16 protein-coding genes are annotated in these 14,963 nt (G+C 49.7%); 13 read left to right on the forward strand and 3 right to left on the reverse strand.

Annotated features, from left to right (window positions below; translation table 11 throughout):
- Nucleotides 1-201: 201 nt before the first annotated feature.
- The gene (locus HY879_06385) at nucleotides 202-777 is read left to right on the forward strand and encodes a YqgE/AlgH family protein (protein ID MBI5602965.1); all 576 of its coding nucleotides are present in this window, start codon (nucleotides 202-204) and stop codon (nucleotides 775-777) included.
- An 80-nt stretch (nucleotides 778-857) separates the two neighbouring features.
- Nucleotides 858-1,361 (forward strand): hypothetical protein, encoded by a 504-nt coding sequence (locus tag HY879_06390; protein MBI5602966.1) that lies wholly within the window; start codon nucleotides 858-860, stop codon nucleotides 1,359-1,361.
- 56 nt (nucleotides 1,362-1,417) lie between these two features.
- On the opposite strand, the gene HY879_06395 is transcribed toward HY879_06390, so the two are convergent.
- The gene (locus HY879_06395; protein MBI5602967.1) at nucleotides 1,418-2,071 is read right to left on the reverse strand and encodes an MBL fold metallo-hydrolase; all 654 of its coding nucleotides are present in this window, start codon (nucleotides 2,069-2,071) and stop codon (nucleotides 1,418-1,420) included.
- A gap of 15 nt (nucleotides 2,072-2,086) precedes the next feature.
- Nucleotides 2,087-2,773, reverse strand: a complete 687-nt coding sequence (locus HY879_06400; GenBank protein ID MBI5602968.1) for a hypothetical protein — start codon at nucleotides 2,771-2,773, stop codon at nucleotides 2,087-2,089.
- Nucleotides 2,774-2,948: 175 nt separating this feature from the next.
- Here HY879_06400 and HY879_06405 point away from each other — a divergent pair, with 175 nt between their 5' ends.
- Nucleotides 2,949-3,809 (forward strand): 3-hydroxybutyryl-CoA dehydrogenase, encoded by an 861-nt coding sequence (locus HY879_06405; protein MBI5602969.1) that lies wholly within the window; start codon nucleotides 2,949-2,951, stop codon nucleotides 3,807-3,809.
- Between the two features lie 91 nt (nucleotides 3,810-3,900).
- Here the strand turns inward: HY879_06405 and HY879_06410 are convergent, their stop codons facing one another.
- Nucleotides 3,901-4,125 carry a crotonobetainyl-CoA--carnitine CoA-transferase gene (locus tag HY879_06410; GenBank protein ID MBI5602970.1) on the reverse strand — a complete coding sequence of 75 codons (225 nt, stop codon included), beginning with the start codon at nucleotides 4,123-4,125 and terminating at the stop codon, nucleotides 3,901-3,903.
- A 292-nt stretch (nucleotides 4,126-4,417) separates the two neighbouring features.
- Between HY879_06410 and HY879_06415 the strand changes: the two genes are divergently transcribed.
- From HY879_06415 to lspA, 10 genes are all read left to right on the forward strand, one after another.
- Nucleotides 4,418-4,843: an ATPase gene (locus HY879_06415; GenBank protein ID MBI5602971.1), complete on the forward strand. Its 426-nt coding sequence runs from the start codon at nucleotides 4,418-4,420 to the stop codon at nucleotides 4,841-4,843.
- Nucleotides 4,844-5,500 carry a F0F1 ATP synthase subunit B gene (gene atpF, locus HY879_06420; GenBank protein ID MBI5602972.1) on the forward strand — a complete coding sequence of 219 codons (657 nt, stop codon included), beginning with the start codon at nucleotides 4,844-4,846 and terminating at the stop codon, nucleotides 5,498-5,500.
- Nucleotides 5,501-6,052 (forward strand): ATP synthase F1 subunit delta, encoded by a 552-nt coding sequence (gene atpH, locus HY879_06425; GenBank protein MBI5602973.1) that lies wholly within the window; start codon nucleotides 5,501-5,503, stop codon nucleotides 6,050-6,052. It abuts the gene before it with no gap.
- Nucleotide 6,053: 1 nt separating this feature from the next.
- On the forward strand, nucleotides 6,054-7,571 hold the full coding sequence (locus tag HY879_06430; protein MBI5602974.1) for a F0F1 ATP synthase subunit alpha: 1,518 nt from the start codon (nucleotides 6,054-6,056) through the stop codon (nucleotides 7,569-7,571).
- A 73-nt stretch (nucleotides 7,572-7,644) separates the two neighbouring features.
- Nucleotides 7,645-8,514: an ATP synthase F1 subunit gamma gene (gene atpG / locus HY879_06435; protein ID MBI5602975.1), complete on the forward strand. Its 870-nt coding sequence runs from the start codon at nucleotides 7,645-7,647 to the stop codon at nucleotides 8,512-8,514.
- Nucleotides 8,515-8,623: 109 nt separating this feature from the next.
- Nucleotides 8,624-10,054, forward strand: a complete 1,431-nt coding sequence (gene atpD / locus HY879_06440) for a F0F1 ATP synthase subunit beta (GenBank protein ID MBI5602976.1) — start codon at nucleotides 8,624-8,626, stop codon at nucleotides 10,052-10,054.
- 27 nt (nucleotides 10,055-10,081) lie between these two features.
- The gene (locus HY879_06445) at nucleotides 10,082-10,492 is read left to right on the forward strand and encodes a F0F1 ATP synthase subunit epsilon (protein MBI5602977.1); all 411 of its coding nucleotides are present in this window, start codon (nucleotides 10,082-10,084) and stop codon (nucleotides 10,490-10,492) included.
- A 275-nt stretch (nucleotides 10,493-10,767) separates the two neighbouring features.
- Nucleotides 10,768-11,559: a sugar phosphate isomerase/epimerase gene (locus HY879_06450; protein ID MBI5602978.1), complete on the forward strand. Its 792-nt coding sequence runs from the start codon at nucleotides 10,768-10,770 to the stop codon at nucleotides 11,557-11,559.
- Nucleotides 11,560-11,682: 123 nt separating this feature from the next.
- Nucleotides 11,683-14,469, forward strand: coding sequence for an isoleucine--tRNA ligase (gene ileS / locus HY879_06455; GenBank protein ID MBI5602979.1), 2,787 nt, complete (start codon nucleotides 11,683-11,685; stop codon nucleotides 14,467-14,469).
- A gap of 15 nt (nucleotides 14,470-14,484) precedes the next feature.
- A complete protein-coding gene (gene lspA / locus HY879_06460) occupies nucleotides 14,485-14,961 on the forward strand; it encodes a signal peptidase II (GenBank protein MBI5602980.1) in 477 nt (158 codons plus the stop codon).
- Nucleotides 14,962-14,963: the final 2 nt, after the last annotated feature.

Here is a 14,963-nt window from a genome sequence, read left to right on the forward strand (position 1 = left end):
ATCGGCCCTTGCGGAGAATTTTTTTCCGCTTGGTATCACCGTATTTCCCAAATCGTCCGCCCATACCTTAAAATTACCAAATCCTTTTCAGCGGGTCAAGCTCTTAACAACACCTCTTATCATTTACTCATCTTCTTAAGGCAATTCTTGACAATCGTCCGGACAACCCATAAAATACCTAAAATATCTGCCGGAGGCTTTATGAGTTGGAAAAAGGAGACCGGGACATCCCTTAAAGGCCATTTTCTTATTGCCATGCCCAGCCTGTCGGATCCCAATTTTTCTCAGACCGTGACCTGTATCTGCGAACATACCCTGGAAGGGGCCTTGGGGTTGGTGATCAACCGGGTCTTACCGGATTTGACCTGCGGGACGGTCTTTCAGGAGCTGGGTCTTGATTCCATCTCCGACAGGGACACCAAACCCGTTTATGTAGGGGGACCGGTCCATAAGGGGCAGATCTTCGTACTCCATGGGCCGCCTTTTGAATGGGAAGGCCTTCATCCCGTGACCCCCTCGCTGGCCTTAAGTAACTCCAGAGACATCCTGGAATCCCTGGCCCGAGGGAAAGGACCGGAAACCTTTGTCCTCGCCCTGGGTTGCGCCGGCTGGGGGCCCGGGCAGTTGGAAGCCGAAATCATGGCCAATGCCTGGCTGACCTGTCCGGTGAACGAAACCATCCTTTTTAAGACTCCGGTGGAAAAACGCTGGGAACAGTCCGCTAAGTCCATCGGCATTGACTTGAGCTTGCTTTCTGATGCCGTCGGACATGCCTAAGTAGCAAGTGACGAGTGACGGGTGACGAGAAAAAGCTTAAGGCCAATAGTATGTGTAACGTCATTCTTTTGAGGGACATAATGGGAGAGATCAAAAGCACCCTGGACCTGATCATGGAAAAGACCAAGAACCTGACCATGAGCTCGGAAGAAAAAGAAGAAATCCGCTGTCAGGAATGGTTGAAAAAGGCCCGGGGTTGGATCCAGAAATTCCTGGACGACCTGGCAGATATCAGACGGGTTAAAACCGAACTTCTGGAAAAAGAGCCCATTTCGGGATGGAAAAAAATGTTAAAAAAAGAATTAGTCGAAGGACTGAATCCTGAAGGGAATAATGAGAAACGATTTGAATTAATCAAAATCCTGCTCGCCCTGCCGTCAGAACCTTACCGGGAGGTCCTCGCATCATTCACCCAACAGGTGGAGCAACAAAAGGACTATTTTGCGAATGTTCTCAAAAAACGACTGTCGGTCCAAGGCATCAACGGATCAGCCGTTGTTCCCAACCTGGACCCTGATCCGTCCTGGAAGCATTTTTATGAACAGGAAATTCAAGCCTGCAGGGATAAAATCGCCGGGCTTTAAGGCGGGATTTGCTCAATTCATGGGCCATGATCCCTTGGAGATCTCTTGCCAAATCATCACAGATAATTAAACCAATAGCTTTCAATCATCCGGAAATTTTCCTCCACGGCCTTCTTGCCCTTGATCACCTCGCCATGACCGCTTAATACCCATTCACTATCCAAATTGGCTATCCGCTTGATACTCTCCTTGAGAAGTCCCCCATCACCCCCGGGTAGATCGGTCCGCCCTATTCCCTGATTGAAAATAAGGTCCCCGGTAAATAAGGCCTTGTGTTCAGGCCAATAAAGACAGATAGAGCCGGGAGAATGCCCGGGTGTGGCCAGAACCTGAAAGGTCTGGTCCCCTATGGTCAGCCCTCCCTCCTGGAGAAAGAAGTCCGGTTCAAATCCGTTGCCCTGGTCCCAGACTTGACGGCCGGTCCAATCTTTGACAAATTCGTATTCGGTCAGGCTCATGGTGATTAAGGTCGGTTTCTTAAAAAGGGCGGCGGCCTCCAGATGATCCGGATGACCGTGGGTGATAATGACCAGGTCGATTTGTTCCGGGGTCAGGTTGAGGTCCATAAGCCCAACCCGGACATGATCAAAAAGATGGAGGTGGCCTGGGTCAATAAGGATCGTCTTAGACCCTTTGATCAGATAGGTGTTACAGTCATTGGCCTGGGGATTGCGCCAAATAAAGGCATGGAGGTTATCCTGGATTTTCATGAAGGGGCTCCTTAACTAAAACATTTTCATCTGATCGGGGACACTTTTACCTTTTCCCTTTTTTTTGGGTTTTGGAGCGGAGGGCGGAACAATATTCTGATCGGTCGTCTCATCGGATTTCAACGATCGAAAAACAGACGGGCCTTGCCATTTCAAGAAAAAGGAATGGAGGGTTTCGGCCCGCTGCCGAATTGCTTCCAGACGGGAAGAGGAAGCCATACGCAATCCCGGTTCGAGGTTTTTAAATATTTCTCGGAAAGAAAATAATTCCTCTTCAAATACCGTCAACAAATCCATCCAGAGCCGGGAATGGGCCAGGGGATAACAGAATTGAATTTTCCGGGCCGGTCCGCTTCCGATCTCAACCTGGAGAAGTTGTCCTTGTCTTTTTAAAATAAATTTTGATCCAGGGGTTGCTGGTCTTCCTTCGCTGGAAAGCCGGAGAAACAGGGGCTGGTACAAATAGCATTTAAGGATCTCAATCCCCAAAACCCTCTGGGCCTCCGGGGACAATCGGGGCCATTCTTTTTTCAGCCATCCCCCTCCGGCCATCAGAAATGATTCCAGCCAGAGGGCCAACCAGAGCGGTGGAGGGCATCCTTTCTCAAAAAGGTCTCCTTTTTCGGTTAAAGATTGGACAGGGTCTGAAAAAAAATCGACCGGATTACTGAAGGATTGTTCTTGAGGTTGCATTGCACCCATGGCCGCCCCTATTTCAAATTTCGATTCTTTAACACCACCCATTAATAAATAGCCATTTTTCTGAAGACTGTCAAGGGATTAACCCTGACCAAAAAGGGGCGAGGCTCTAATCCCGATTGACAAAAAAGGGAGGGATGGTGTAGTCTCTGTCCAAAATTATAAAAGGAGGTTTACAATGGAGATAAAAAAAATTGGCGTCGTTGGCGCCGGCACCATGGGCAATGGGATCGCTCAGGTAGCCGCCCAGATAGGCTGTTCTGTGGTGATGCGGGATGTGGAAGACCGGTTTGTAGAAAACGGTGTTAAAAACATTACCCGTTTCTTGAGCAAGAGCGTGGAAAAGGGCAAGATGACCGAAGACCAGAAGAATGAAATCCTGGGCCGGATCAAAGGGACCACCAGCATGGCCGACCTCAAGGATGTGGATCTGGTCATCGAGGCGGTCCTGGAAGACCTAAATTTAAAGAAAGCGGTTTTTAAGGAACTGGACGGGATTTGCAAACCGGAGACCATCCTGGCCACCAATACCTCTTCCATGTCGATTACCGAGATCGCCGTTGCCACCCAGCGGCCGGACAAGGTAGTGGGTATGCACTTTTTCATCCCCGTGCCCTTAATGCGTCTGGTCGAGATCATCCGGGCCTATCAAACCAGCGATGAAACCGTTCAAGTTACTGCCGATTTAGCCAAAAAGATGGGCAAAGAGACGATTGAGGTCAAAAAGGATTCCCCGGGGTTCGTGGTCAACCGGATCATGATCCCCCACATGATCGAGGCCGTTAAGATCGTTGAAGAAGGCATTGCCACCCCGGAGGATGTCGATAAGGCGGTCAAACTGGGGCTCAACTATCCCATGGGTCCTTTTGAGTTGATGGACCTGACCGGTCTGGATATCTGCAAAAACGTAGCCGATTATTTTTATCAGGAACTGAATAAAGAGAGCAAATGGGCGGTTCCGAACCTGCATAAAACCATGGTCCGGGCCAATCGCCTGGGCCGCAAGACCGGGGCCGGCTGGTACGAACATAAGAAATAAGGTTCAAGGAGTAAGGCGCAAGGCTCCCTCTTTGATCTGATCAATCACACCCCAGGCCGAAGGCGATTAAGCCCCGGCCTGGGGTCAAAGATTATGGCAATAGGCTTTCAAAGTGGTTTTCATAGGACCCGCGGCCGATCTGTTCCATGGCCAGCGATCGTTGGAGGGCCTTCCACTTTTTCCGATCTTCCCGCACCCTGGCCCGAATCGCCTCCTGCATATAATGACTGAGACTTTTATAGGAAAGGGTCTTGTAGGCCTTCTTGATGAATTCGAAGTCCTTTTCGTCGATTTGAATTTTATTCTGGATCATTATTTTACCCTTAATTTAAATCTTTTCAAAAGGTTAAATCAACTGGTTTTATTTGGTTTTTAGGTGACCTGGGTTCTCGCCTGCACGGGAATGACGACTTTTTATGAGATTCCCAGAGAAGGGCTCTCTCCGAATCCAAAAAAGCTATATTTTTTTCAAAAAACCTTTGACATGGGATAAAAAATACGATAAGAAGGCTCTGTTTAAGTTGTGTGAAAAAAATCATTAATATCGTAAACACTTCTTTTATTGCTTCCAGATTAATCTTTCTCAACTTGCAGGAAGGGTAAAAAAGATGATTAATATAGATCAATCCCTTATTTTCCAAATTGTCAATTTCCTTTTGTTAATGCTCATATTGAATGCCCTCCTCTACCGACCTATCCGTAACATATTGAAACAGAGGGCCGACAAGGTCGGCCTGTTAGAAGAGGAGGCCAAAAAGGCCCAAACGGACAGGATACAAAAGGAGGAGGATTATCAGAACCAGTTGCAGCAGGCCCGGAAAGCAGGCTTCGAACAAAAAAATATTTTTAAATTACAGGGCCAGGAAGCAGAAAAAAAACTTTTTCAGGAAGCCAACCTGAAGGCGGAAGCCGAACTTTCCCTAAACCGGCAAAAAGTTGCCCAACAAGTAGAGGAGGCCCGCAAAAAGCTTTCCGGCGAAGTAGCCAACTTCTCCCAGGAAATAGCCCAGAAGATCTTAGGGAGGACGATGTAAATGCCCAGATTTTTTTCTTTTTCTTCAACTTCTTGTTTGCGTAATCTCTTCAACTTCCTGAAAATCCATCTTCCCCTAATCGCCCTCATCTTTCTCTATGGGGGGCTGGTTTATGCCTCTTCCGGAGGGGAAGGGGCGACTGGGCACGGGGCGGCAGCGGCCCACGGCGGTGAAACAACAGCCAGACTGTTGGACCTCTTGTACCGCTCGATTAATTTTATCATCTTTTTTGTGGTCCTCTTTATACTGCTTCGAAAACCCCTGAAACAAGGATTGGCCAGCCGCCGTGATTCCATTGAAAGGGAATTGCAGGAGTTAGAGACCAAAAAAGAGGAGGCCAAAAAGGAATATCAGGCCCTGGAAAAGAGGATTGCCAATATTAAAGGGGAAAGAGAGGCCATCCTGGCCGAATTTAAGGCCGAAGGGGAAAAGGAACAACGAAAAATTGTTGAAAATGCCCAAAAAGTGGCTTCCCGTATCGTCGAACAGACCCAAATAACCATCCAACAGGAAATCCAGAAGGCCAACCTCTCATTGAGGCAAGAACTGGCCGAGATGGCCGTCCAGATGGCCGAAGATATATTGAAAAAGAATATCACCGAGAACGATCAAAAAGTCCTGATCGGTGAATACTTAGCAAAGGTGGTGACCCATTAAGTGAGAAATTTTACTGTTTCCCGAAGATATGCCAGGGCTCTCCTCTCCTTGGGAAAAGAAGACGGGAACTATCTTAAGTACGGGGAAGAGCTAAAAGCCTTTAGTGATTTGCTAAAGAGAGAAACCCAGGCCCGCTATGTCCTCCAGAGCCCGATTTATGATTTTACCAGTCGGAGCAATCTCCTGAAAGCGATTCTTAACAAGACCGGGTTCTCCCAAACCATTAATAATTTTATTCAGCTTCTATTAACCAAGGGTCGGATCCGGTATGTGGAGGATATTAGTCTATTCTATGCGCAGTTGACCGATGAACTCTCCAATATTAAAAGGGCCATGGTCACCACAGCGGTCCAGCTCAGTGAGGATATCATTAAAAGAATTCAGGCGGCCTTGAAAGAGGTTGTTCAAAAAGAAGTTATCGTTACGGTCAATCAAGATCCTTCCATCATAGGCGGGATTATCGCCCAGGTAGGGGATTTGACCTTGGATGGAAGTTTACGAACTCAACTTAAGAGTTTAAAAGAATCCTTAAGAAGGGGTGAGGGTATCTAAGATGGAAATCAGAGCCGAAGAAATCAGTCAAGTTATAAGACAGCAGATTCAAGATTTTGATAAAAAAGTAGAGCTTAGCGAGACCGGGACGGTCCTCTCCGTCGGGGATGGTATCGCCCGGGTATACGGCGTGGAAAAGACCATGGCCATGGAGCTCCTGGAATTTCCCGGAGGTATTTTCGGTATTGCCTTGAACTTGGAAGAAGACAATGTCGGATGTGCCGTCCTGGGGGAAGACTTCCATATCAAGGAAGGGGATGTGGTTAAACGAACCGGACGTATTGCCGAAGTCCCGGTGGGGGAGGCTATCCTGGGCCGGGTCATCGATGCCGTGGGGCAACCCATTGACGGTTTGGGCCCGCTTAATGCTAAAGAATTCCGGAAGATTGAACTAAAGGCCCCCGGGGTTATCGAACGCCAGCCGGTGAAAGAACCCATGTATACCGGGTATAAGGCTATTGATGCCATGACGCCCATCGGCCGTGGCCAGCGGGAGTTGATCATCGGCGACCGGCAGATCGGTAAAACCGCCTTGTGTGTAGATGCCATCATCAATCAAAAAGATTCGGATATTTTTTGTATTTATGTGGCCATCGGGCAGAAGAAATCTACTGTTGCCCAGGTCGTTGAAGCCTTGCGGCGCAACGGGGTCCTGGAAAAGACCGTGGTGGTAGCCGCCTGTGCCAGCGACCCGGCCCCCATGCAGTATGTTGCGGCCTTTGCCGGCTGCACCATGGGAGAATATTTCCGGGATACGGGCCGTCATGCCCTGGTGATCTATGACGATCTTTCCAAACAGGCCGTGGCTTACCGGCAGCTTTCCTTGCTCCTTCGTCGTCCTCCGGGACGGGAGGCCTTCCCGGGCGACATCTTTTATAACCATTCCCGTCTGCTCGAACGGGCGGCCAAGGTGCGGGAAGACCTGGGCGGCGGCAGTCTGACGGCCTTGCCGATCATTGAGACCCAGGCCGGGGATGTCTCGGCCTACATCCCGACCAACGTTATTTCCATCACCGATGGCCAGGTTTATCTGGAACCGAGTCTGTTTTTCTCAGGGGTCCGTCCGGCCATCAACGTGGGGCTTTCAGTCTCCCGGGTCGGTGGTAATGCCCAGGTCAAGGCCATGAAACAGGTGGCCGGAAGTCTCAGGCTGGATCTGGCCCAATACCGGGAACTGGCCGCCTTTGCCCAGTTCGGAAGTGAACTCGATAAGTCCACTCAGGCCCAGTTGAACCGGGGGGTCCGGCTGGTGGAGATCCTGAAGCAGCCCCAGTACCAGCCCATGCCCATGGAAAAGATGATTACCAGCCTCTTTGCCGGGGCCCGGGGGTTTTTGGATGATCTCTCTGTCGAAGTGCTGAAAGAGTTTGAGCCCCAAATGATTGCCCATATGGAATCCAAGCATCAGGATATCCTTTCTGAAATCAAAGAGAAAAAAGAAATCAGCAAGGATTTGGAAGAACGGATGAAGAAGGCCATTGGGGAATTTAAAAGCCAGTTCCAGGCACAAAGTAAATAAATTGCCATTCGCTCAAAGCTCAAAGCTCAAAGCTCAAAGCAAACTGCGAATAAATAAATAGAGAGTCAGAAGCATGGCGACACTGCAAGATATAAGAAGAAAAATCGGGGGCGTAAAAAAGACCCAACAGATTACCAAGGCCATGAACATGGTAGCCGCGGCCAAACTGCGGGGTGCCCAGATCCGGATGGAAAATTTCCGTCCCTATGCCGGGAAATTCTTAGAGGTCATTAATAACCTCTCTTCCCGGATTGATCCCGAATCCTTTCCTTTGATGACCCAGAGGCCGGTGAAAAAAGTGGAATTGATTTCGCTCACGGCCGACCGGGGTCTTTGCGGAAGCTTCAATGTCAATCTGATTAATGCCGGGGAAAAGTTTATTAAGGCCCGGACCCAGGAACAGATAGAACTATCCCTGGTCTCAGTTGGTAAAAAAGGGACCGAATATTATAGACGAAGAAAATATAGTATCCGCTCCCAGTATGTAGAAATTTTTAGTTCCTTTGATATGATAGTGGCTGCCGGTATCGGCCGGGATGTCATTGAAAATTTCCTGATGGGCGGATCGGATGAGGTTTATATCCTCTACGGCGAATTCATTAATATGGGCGTTCAAAGGCCCAAATTGCTTCGCCTGCTGCCCATAGCCCCCATGCAACAGGAAGGGGAGACGGCCCAAGGTCTGGAATATCTTTATGAACCATCGGTAGCGGGGATCTTTCAAGAACTGTTGCCCCGTTATGTCAATGTTCAAATCTACCGGGGCATGCTGGAAAATGCGGCCAGCGAACAGGCCGCCCGAATGACCGCTATGGATAACGCTACCCGCAATTGCAAGGAATTGATTAACAGCCTGACTTTAATTTACAACAAGGCCCGCCAAAGCGCTATTACTAAAGAGTTGATGGATATTGTCGGCGGGGCTGAGGCCTTAAAAAAATAAGACGCGGTTGATAGAAAGCACGATTTCTAATTACGAGTCATGATTTAATTCAAGATATTAATTTATTTATTTCCGACTCGATCGGATCAGGAGGAGGTTCATAAATAAGATGGAAACCGGAAAAACCGAAGGAAGCATTGGAAAGATCGTACAGGTAATCGGACCGGTTGTGGATTTGGAATTCCCGGAAGGGAAATTACCCAATATCCTCAATGCCATTCGTATTACCAATCCGGCTATTGATGATCGTCAGGAGAATTTAGTGGTCGAGGCGGCTCAACACCTGGGAAATAACGTGGTCCGTTGTATTTCCATGGATACTACCGATGGTCTGGTCCGAGGCATGGCCGGTCGGGATACTGGTCAGGGGATTCTCGTGCCGGTAGGTGCTCCCGGTTTAGGCCGGGTTTTGAATGTAATTGGTGACCCGGTGGACGGCTTGGGACCGGTTAAGGCCGATAAATATTATCCCATTCACCGGCCGGCCCCTACTTTTGTGGAACAAGATACCTCGGTCAAGGTCCTGGAGACCGGCTTGAAGGTTATCGACCTCCTGGTCCCCTTCCCCAGAGGAGGCAAGATGGGGATGTTCGGTGGTGCCGGCGTGGGCAAGACCGTCGTTATGATGGAGATGGTCCACAATATCGCCATGCATCACGGCGGGATCTCGGTTTTTGCCGGTGTGGGGGAGCGGACCCGTGAAGGGAACGACCTCTATCTGGAAATGAAAAACTCCGGGGTTTTGCCGAAAGCGGCCTTGATTTATGGTCAGATGACCGAACCCCCCGGGGCCAGGGCCCGCATCGCCTTGACTGCCTTGTCGGTGGCCGAATACTACCGGGATGAGGAAGGTCAGGATGTGCTCCTTTTTGTGGATAATATATTCCGTTTCACCCAGGCCGGTTCCGAGGTTTCGGCCCTGTTAGGCCGCATCCCTTCAGCCGTGGGTTATCAACCGACCCTCGGTACGGACTTAGGCGAACTCCAGGAACGGATTACCTCCACTACCAAAGGTTCGATCACCTCGGTTCAGTGCGTTTACGTGCCTGCCGACGACTTGACCGACCCGGCACCGGCAACGACCTTTGCCCACCTGGATGGGACCGTGGTGCTTTCCCGTCAGATCGCCGAACTGGGTATCTATCCGGCGGTGGACCCCCTGGATTCCACCTCCCGTATCCTGGATCCCAATGTTGTCGGCCAGGAACATTATTATGTAGCCCGGAACGTTCAGCAGATCCTGCAGAAATATAAGGATCTGCAAGACATCATAGCCATCCTGGGGATGGACGAACTTTCCGACGAGGATAAACTGGTGGTCGGCCGGGCCCGCCGGATACAGCGTTTCCTGTCCCAGCCGTTCTTTGTAGCGGCTGAATTTACCGGAAAAGAAGGTAAGTTTGTTAAGGTTGAAGAAACCATCCGTGGTTTTAAGGAGATTATCGAGGGCAAACATGACGACCTGCCGGAACAGGCTTTCTATATGGTCGGCGGGATCGATGAGGCTGTGGAAAACGCCAAGATATTGGCCGCGGCCTGATAAAACAGCAAGAGACGGAAAATAACTATGGCTGAAAAACTTGAGTTAGAAGTGGTTACCCCGGATCGATTAGTGGCCAGTGAAACGGTGGATATTGTTATGGCTATCGGTGCTTTCGGAGAATTCGGCATCCTGCCTAACCACATCCCCTTTCTGACCACTCTGCAAACCGGAGAATTGCGCTACCGGAAAGACAACAAGTTGGAATATATGGTGGTTACCGGCGGATTCAGTGAAGTCTCCAACAACAAAGTAACCATCCTGGCCGAGGCCGCCGAGAAAGCCCGTGAGATCGATATTGATCGGGCCAAGCGAGCTAAAGAGCGGGCCGAAAAACGTCTGGCCCAGGCCAAGTCTGAGGCTATTGATTATACACGGGCCGAAATGGCCTTGAAGAGGGCCATATTGCGTTTACGGATCGCGGAAAAAGGCCGGTAGTTCCTTTTCAAAAATGAACAAAAAAAGGCAAGCCGGAAGGCTTGCCTTTTTTATTTTGACAGGTTCGTCAGATGTATTTTTCGCTGGCCCATTTGGAGAAGCTGTGTTAACCAATGATTAATTAAACCCTCCATGCCACAAGGGGGCACTCCGAAGCATGAAAAAGGATTCAAGGGGTCCAGGGGCCAAGGATTCAAGTGAAAGGCTTGGAATTAAAACCCTGGAATCCTATTTTCAAACTAAACAGGAGCGAACCTCAAGAAAGTCCTATTAAAATGATGAGTCCACTTTTTTCCAACGTCCATGTAGCGGTCCCTTTTTTCATGCTCAGGGATCAATATCTGCCCTTGATCCTTTCTGATCAAATCCAGCCGGAGATCGGTCTGGATTCCAATGTCTTAGATACCGTTCCAATTGAGGATTTCAAAAGGGTGGCCCAGGAATTATTCAAGGCCGGACTTCGGTGTTCTTTTCATGCCCCGTTTCTGGACCTTTCTTTAGGGGCCATCGATTCGAAGATTCGCAAGGTTTCTCTGGAACGGATGGAGCAGGTGCTGGAATTGATTACTTTATATAAACCCCGTTGGGTCGTCTGCCATGCCGCCTATGAAGCCCGTCATTACCGGGACGATCAGGAAAGATGGCTAAAAAATATCTGCGAATCCTTTTTCCGATTGCTTCCTCAACTCGAAAAAACCAGGACCCCCCTGATGGTGGAAAATGTCTTTGAAAAAGACACCGGGACCCTGACGGCCTTTTTTCAGGCCCTTTCCTCTCCACTGGTCCGCTTTTGCTTAGATGTGGGGCACCATCGTTTATACAGCCAAACGGACTTAAAAGACTGGATTGGCCAACTCGGGCCTTTCTTAGGCATGCTCCATCTTCACGATAATCATGGCCGCCTGGATGACCATTTGGCCCTGGGTCAAGGGTCCATCGATTTTCAAGGGTTCTTTGCCTCCCTTAAAGAAGGGGGTCTTCAACCCCTTATCACCCTCGAACCTCATCAGGAGGATTGGGTCCGTCAGAGTTTGGAATTTCTGGCCCGGCATTGGCCCTGGAACTGACCTTCAAAAAGTGAAGTCTCTTCAGTAGTTATCTGAAAGTGAAGAGGGGCAAGGTCCGATTTCTCCTTGACATATCCCCCTCTTATGATAAGGGAAAAAGAGTAAATTTTTGATGGAGGACCTATGGAATACAAACAGACCTTGAATCTGCCCAAAACCGATTTTCCCATGAAAGCCAACCTGGCCCAAAAAGAACCGGAATGGCTGAAAAAATGGAATGGGGAACAATTATATCAAAAAATACGGGAATCGTCGGAAGGCCGGAAAAAATTCATCCTCCATGACGGCCCGCCCTATGCCAATGGGAATATCCACATGGGCACAGCCTTCAATAAGATCTTAAAAGATATCATCATCAAGTCCAAACAGATGTCGGGATATGATGCCCCTTATGTGCCGGGATGGGACTGCCACGGGCTGCCCATTGAACACCAGGTCGACAAAGAACTGGGATCAAAAAGAAAGACCCTGAGCCAGACCGAAATCCGGCAGCGCTGCCGGGCCTATGCCGAAAGATACATTAATATCCAGCGGGAAGAATTTAAAAGACTGGGGGTTTTCGGCGAATGGGATAATCCTTATCTGACTATGAATTATGCCTATGAGGCGGTCATTGTCCGGGAGTTCGGACGATTCGCTTTGCAGGGCAGCGTTTATAAAAGCAAAAAACCCATCTACTGGTGTACCTCCTGCAAGACGGCCCTGGCCGAGGCGGAAGTGGAATACGAGCCTCATAGCTCCCCCTCTATTTTTGTGGCCTTTCCTTTGATCACGGATCTGTCCGAAGAATATCCGGTCCTGAAAGGTAAAAAAGTCTCGGTCCTCATCTGGACCACTACACCCTGGACCATTCCGGCCAACCTGGCCCTGGCCTTTCATCCCGATTATGAGTATGTGGCCGTTCAGGAAAAGGACGAGGTCTTTATCCTGGCCAAAGGGCTCTTAGAAAAGGTCGGCCAGAGGCTCTCCTGGAAAAATCCGGTAGTTCTAACCCACCTGGACCCCGGATTCCTGGAGGGCAAAAAATCCCGGCACCCTCTTTATGCGCGGGAGTCGGTTATGATCCTGGCCCCCTATGTGACCTTAGAGGACGGTACCGGGATTGTTCATACCGCTCCCGGCCACGGTCAGGAGGATTATGAGAGTGGATTACGCTATCATCTGGATATCTATTCTCCGCTGGATGATGGGGGAAAATTCCTTCCCGAAGTCGAATTTTTTGCCGGCCAGTTTGTCTTTGAGGCCAATGATTCGGTCAAAAATAAACTGCGCGAAGTAGAGGCCCTGAAAGGGGAGGAAACCATCGAGCATAGCTATCCCCATTGCTGGCGGTGCAAAAAACCGGTTATCTTCCGGGCCACCGAGCAATGGTTTATCTCCATGGAGGCCAATTCCTTACGGGAAAAGGCCCTGGCCGAAATCGAGCGCGTGACCTGGATGCCGGCCTGGGGACGGGACCGCATTCGGGGTATGATGGAGAATCGACCGGACTGGTGTCTTTCCCGCCAGCGGTCCTGGGGGGTCCCTATTCCGGCCTTTTATTGCCTGAATTGTAACAACTGGATCATTACGGGTGAGATCCTCAATCATCTGGAGGGTCTGATTTTGGACCAGGGAGCGGATATCTGGTTTTCCCTTCCGGAGGAAGAATTAGTGCCTCCCGGAACCATTTGTCCCCATTGTCAAGGGAACCGTTTTAAAAAAGAAACGGACATCCTGGACGTCTGGTTCGATTCGGGGGTTAGTTTTGCCGGCGTTTTGGAGGCCCGCCCTTATCTGGGGGCCCCGGCCGATCTGTATCTCGAGGGAAGCGATCAACATCGAGGCTGGTTCCACAGTTCCCTCTTAGCGGCTGTCGGGACCCGGGGGGAGGCCCCTTATGAGGCCGTATTGACCCATGGTTTTGTCGTGGACGGTCAAGGCAAGAAGATGTCCAAGTCTTTGGGAAATGTCATTTATCCGGAAGAGGTCATTAAAAAATGGGGGGCCGAAATATTGCGCCTTTGGGTCTCGGGTGAGGATTATCGGGACGACATCCGCATTTCTCAGAATATCCTCCAGCAATTGACTGAGGCCTATCGCCGTATCCGCAATACCTGCCGGTTCCTTTTGGGAAATATTTCCGATTTTCAGTCTTCCCGGGACCAGATCACCATAAAAGAATTGGAAGAATTGGATCGCTGGGCCTTGCTTCAATTACAGAAGGTGATCACCCGTGTCAAAAAGGCCTATGAAAACTATGAATTCCATGTGGTCTATCATACCCTTTATCAATTCTGTACCAATGAACTGAGTGCCTTTTATTTAGACATCCTCAAAGACCGCCTGTATACCTCGGCTCCCAAAGCCAGGGAACGCCGGTCGGCCCAGACAGCCCTGCTGATCATCCTGAAGGCCTTGGTTCGTCTCATGGCCCCTATATTATCTTTTACCGCCGAGGAGGTCTGGTCTTGCCTGGCGGCCGCCGATAAAGAGGCCGAAAGCGTCCACCTGACCCAATTCCCGAGTTTCGATCCCCCCTTATTCGATGAGGAATTGGATCAACGCTGGAAGCTCCTCCTGGAGCTGCGGACAGAGGTGACCAAGGCCCTGGAGCAAGCCCGTCGTTCCCAGCTCATCGGCCATCCCCTTGATGCCCGAGTGATCCTCCACCTTCCGGATTCCCTGATGAATGCCATTAAGTCCTATGTCGGATTTTTACCGACCTTTTTTATTGTTTCCCAGGTGGAAATCACCTCAGAGACGGGGCCTTCGGAAGGGTTCTCCAGCCCGGAATTTCCGGGTCTGATCATCCAGATCGAAAAGGCCCTGGGGGAGAAATGTGAACGGTGCTGGAATTACCGGATAGAGGTCGGCCGTTTTCCGGAACATCCGACCATCTGCTCCCGATGTTATCAGGCCATTAAATAAGCAACAAGGAGCGCTATGGCAATAAAAAAATATTGGCCTTTGGCCCTTTCTTTTTTAGGTATCCTTTTTTTGGATGTAGTGACCAAGGAATATATTATTACCCATTTCCCCTTATATTATTCCAAACCGGTCATACCAGGCTTTTTCAACCTGGTTCATATCCAGAACAAAGGGGTGGCTTTTGGAATCCTGGGAGGATCGGCCCCTGTGTGGAGGGATATCCTGTTGCTCCTGCTCCCTATTGTGGCTATGTCGGCCATCCTGATCTTTGCCTTTTCTTATCCCCAACAAAATATCGGGATCCTTTTGTCTTTGGGGGGGATTCTTGGAGGGGCCCTTGGCAACCTGATCGACCGTCTTCGATTCCGGGCGGTGATTGATTTTCTGGATTTATTCTGGGGGAGCTATCACTGGCCGGCTTTTAATATCGCCGATTCGGCCATAACCACTGGAGTCCTTTTCCTGGTCTTTTGCTTTATGAAAAAAGCTTAAAA

Source organism: Deltaproteobacteria bacterium (genome assembly GCA_016219225.1).
Lineage (GTDB): Bacteria > Desulfobacterota > RBG-13-43-22 > RBG-13-43-22 > RBG-13-43-22 > RBG-13-43-22.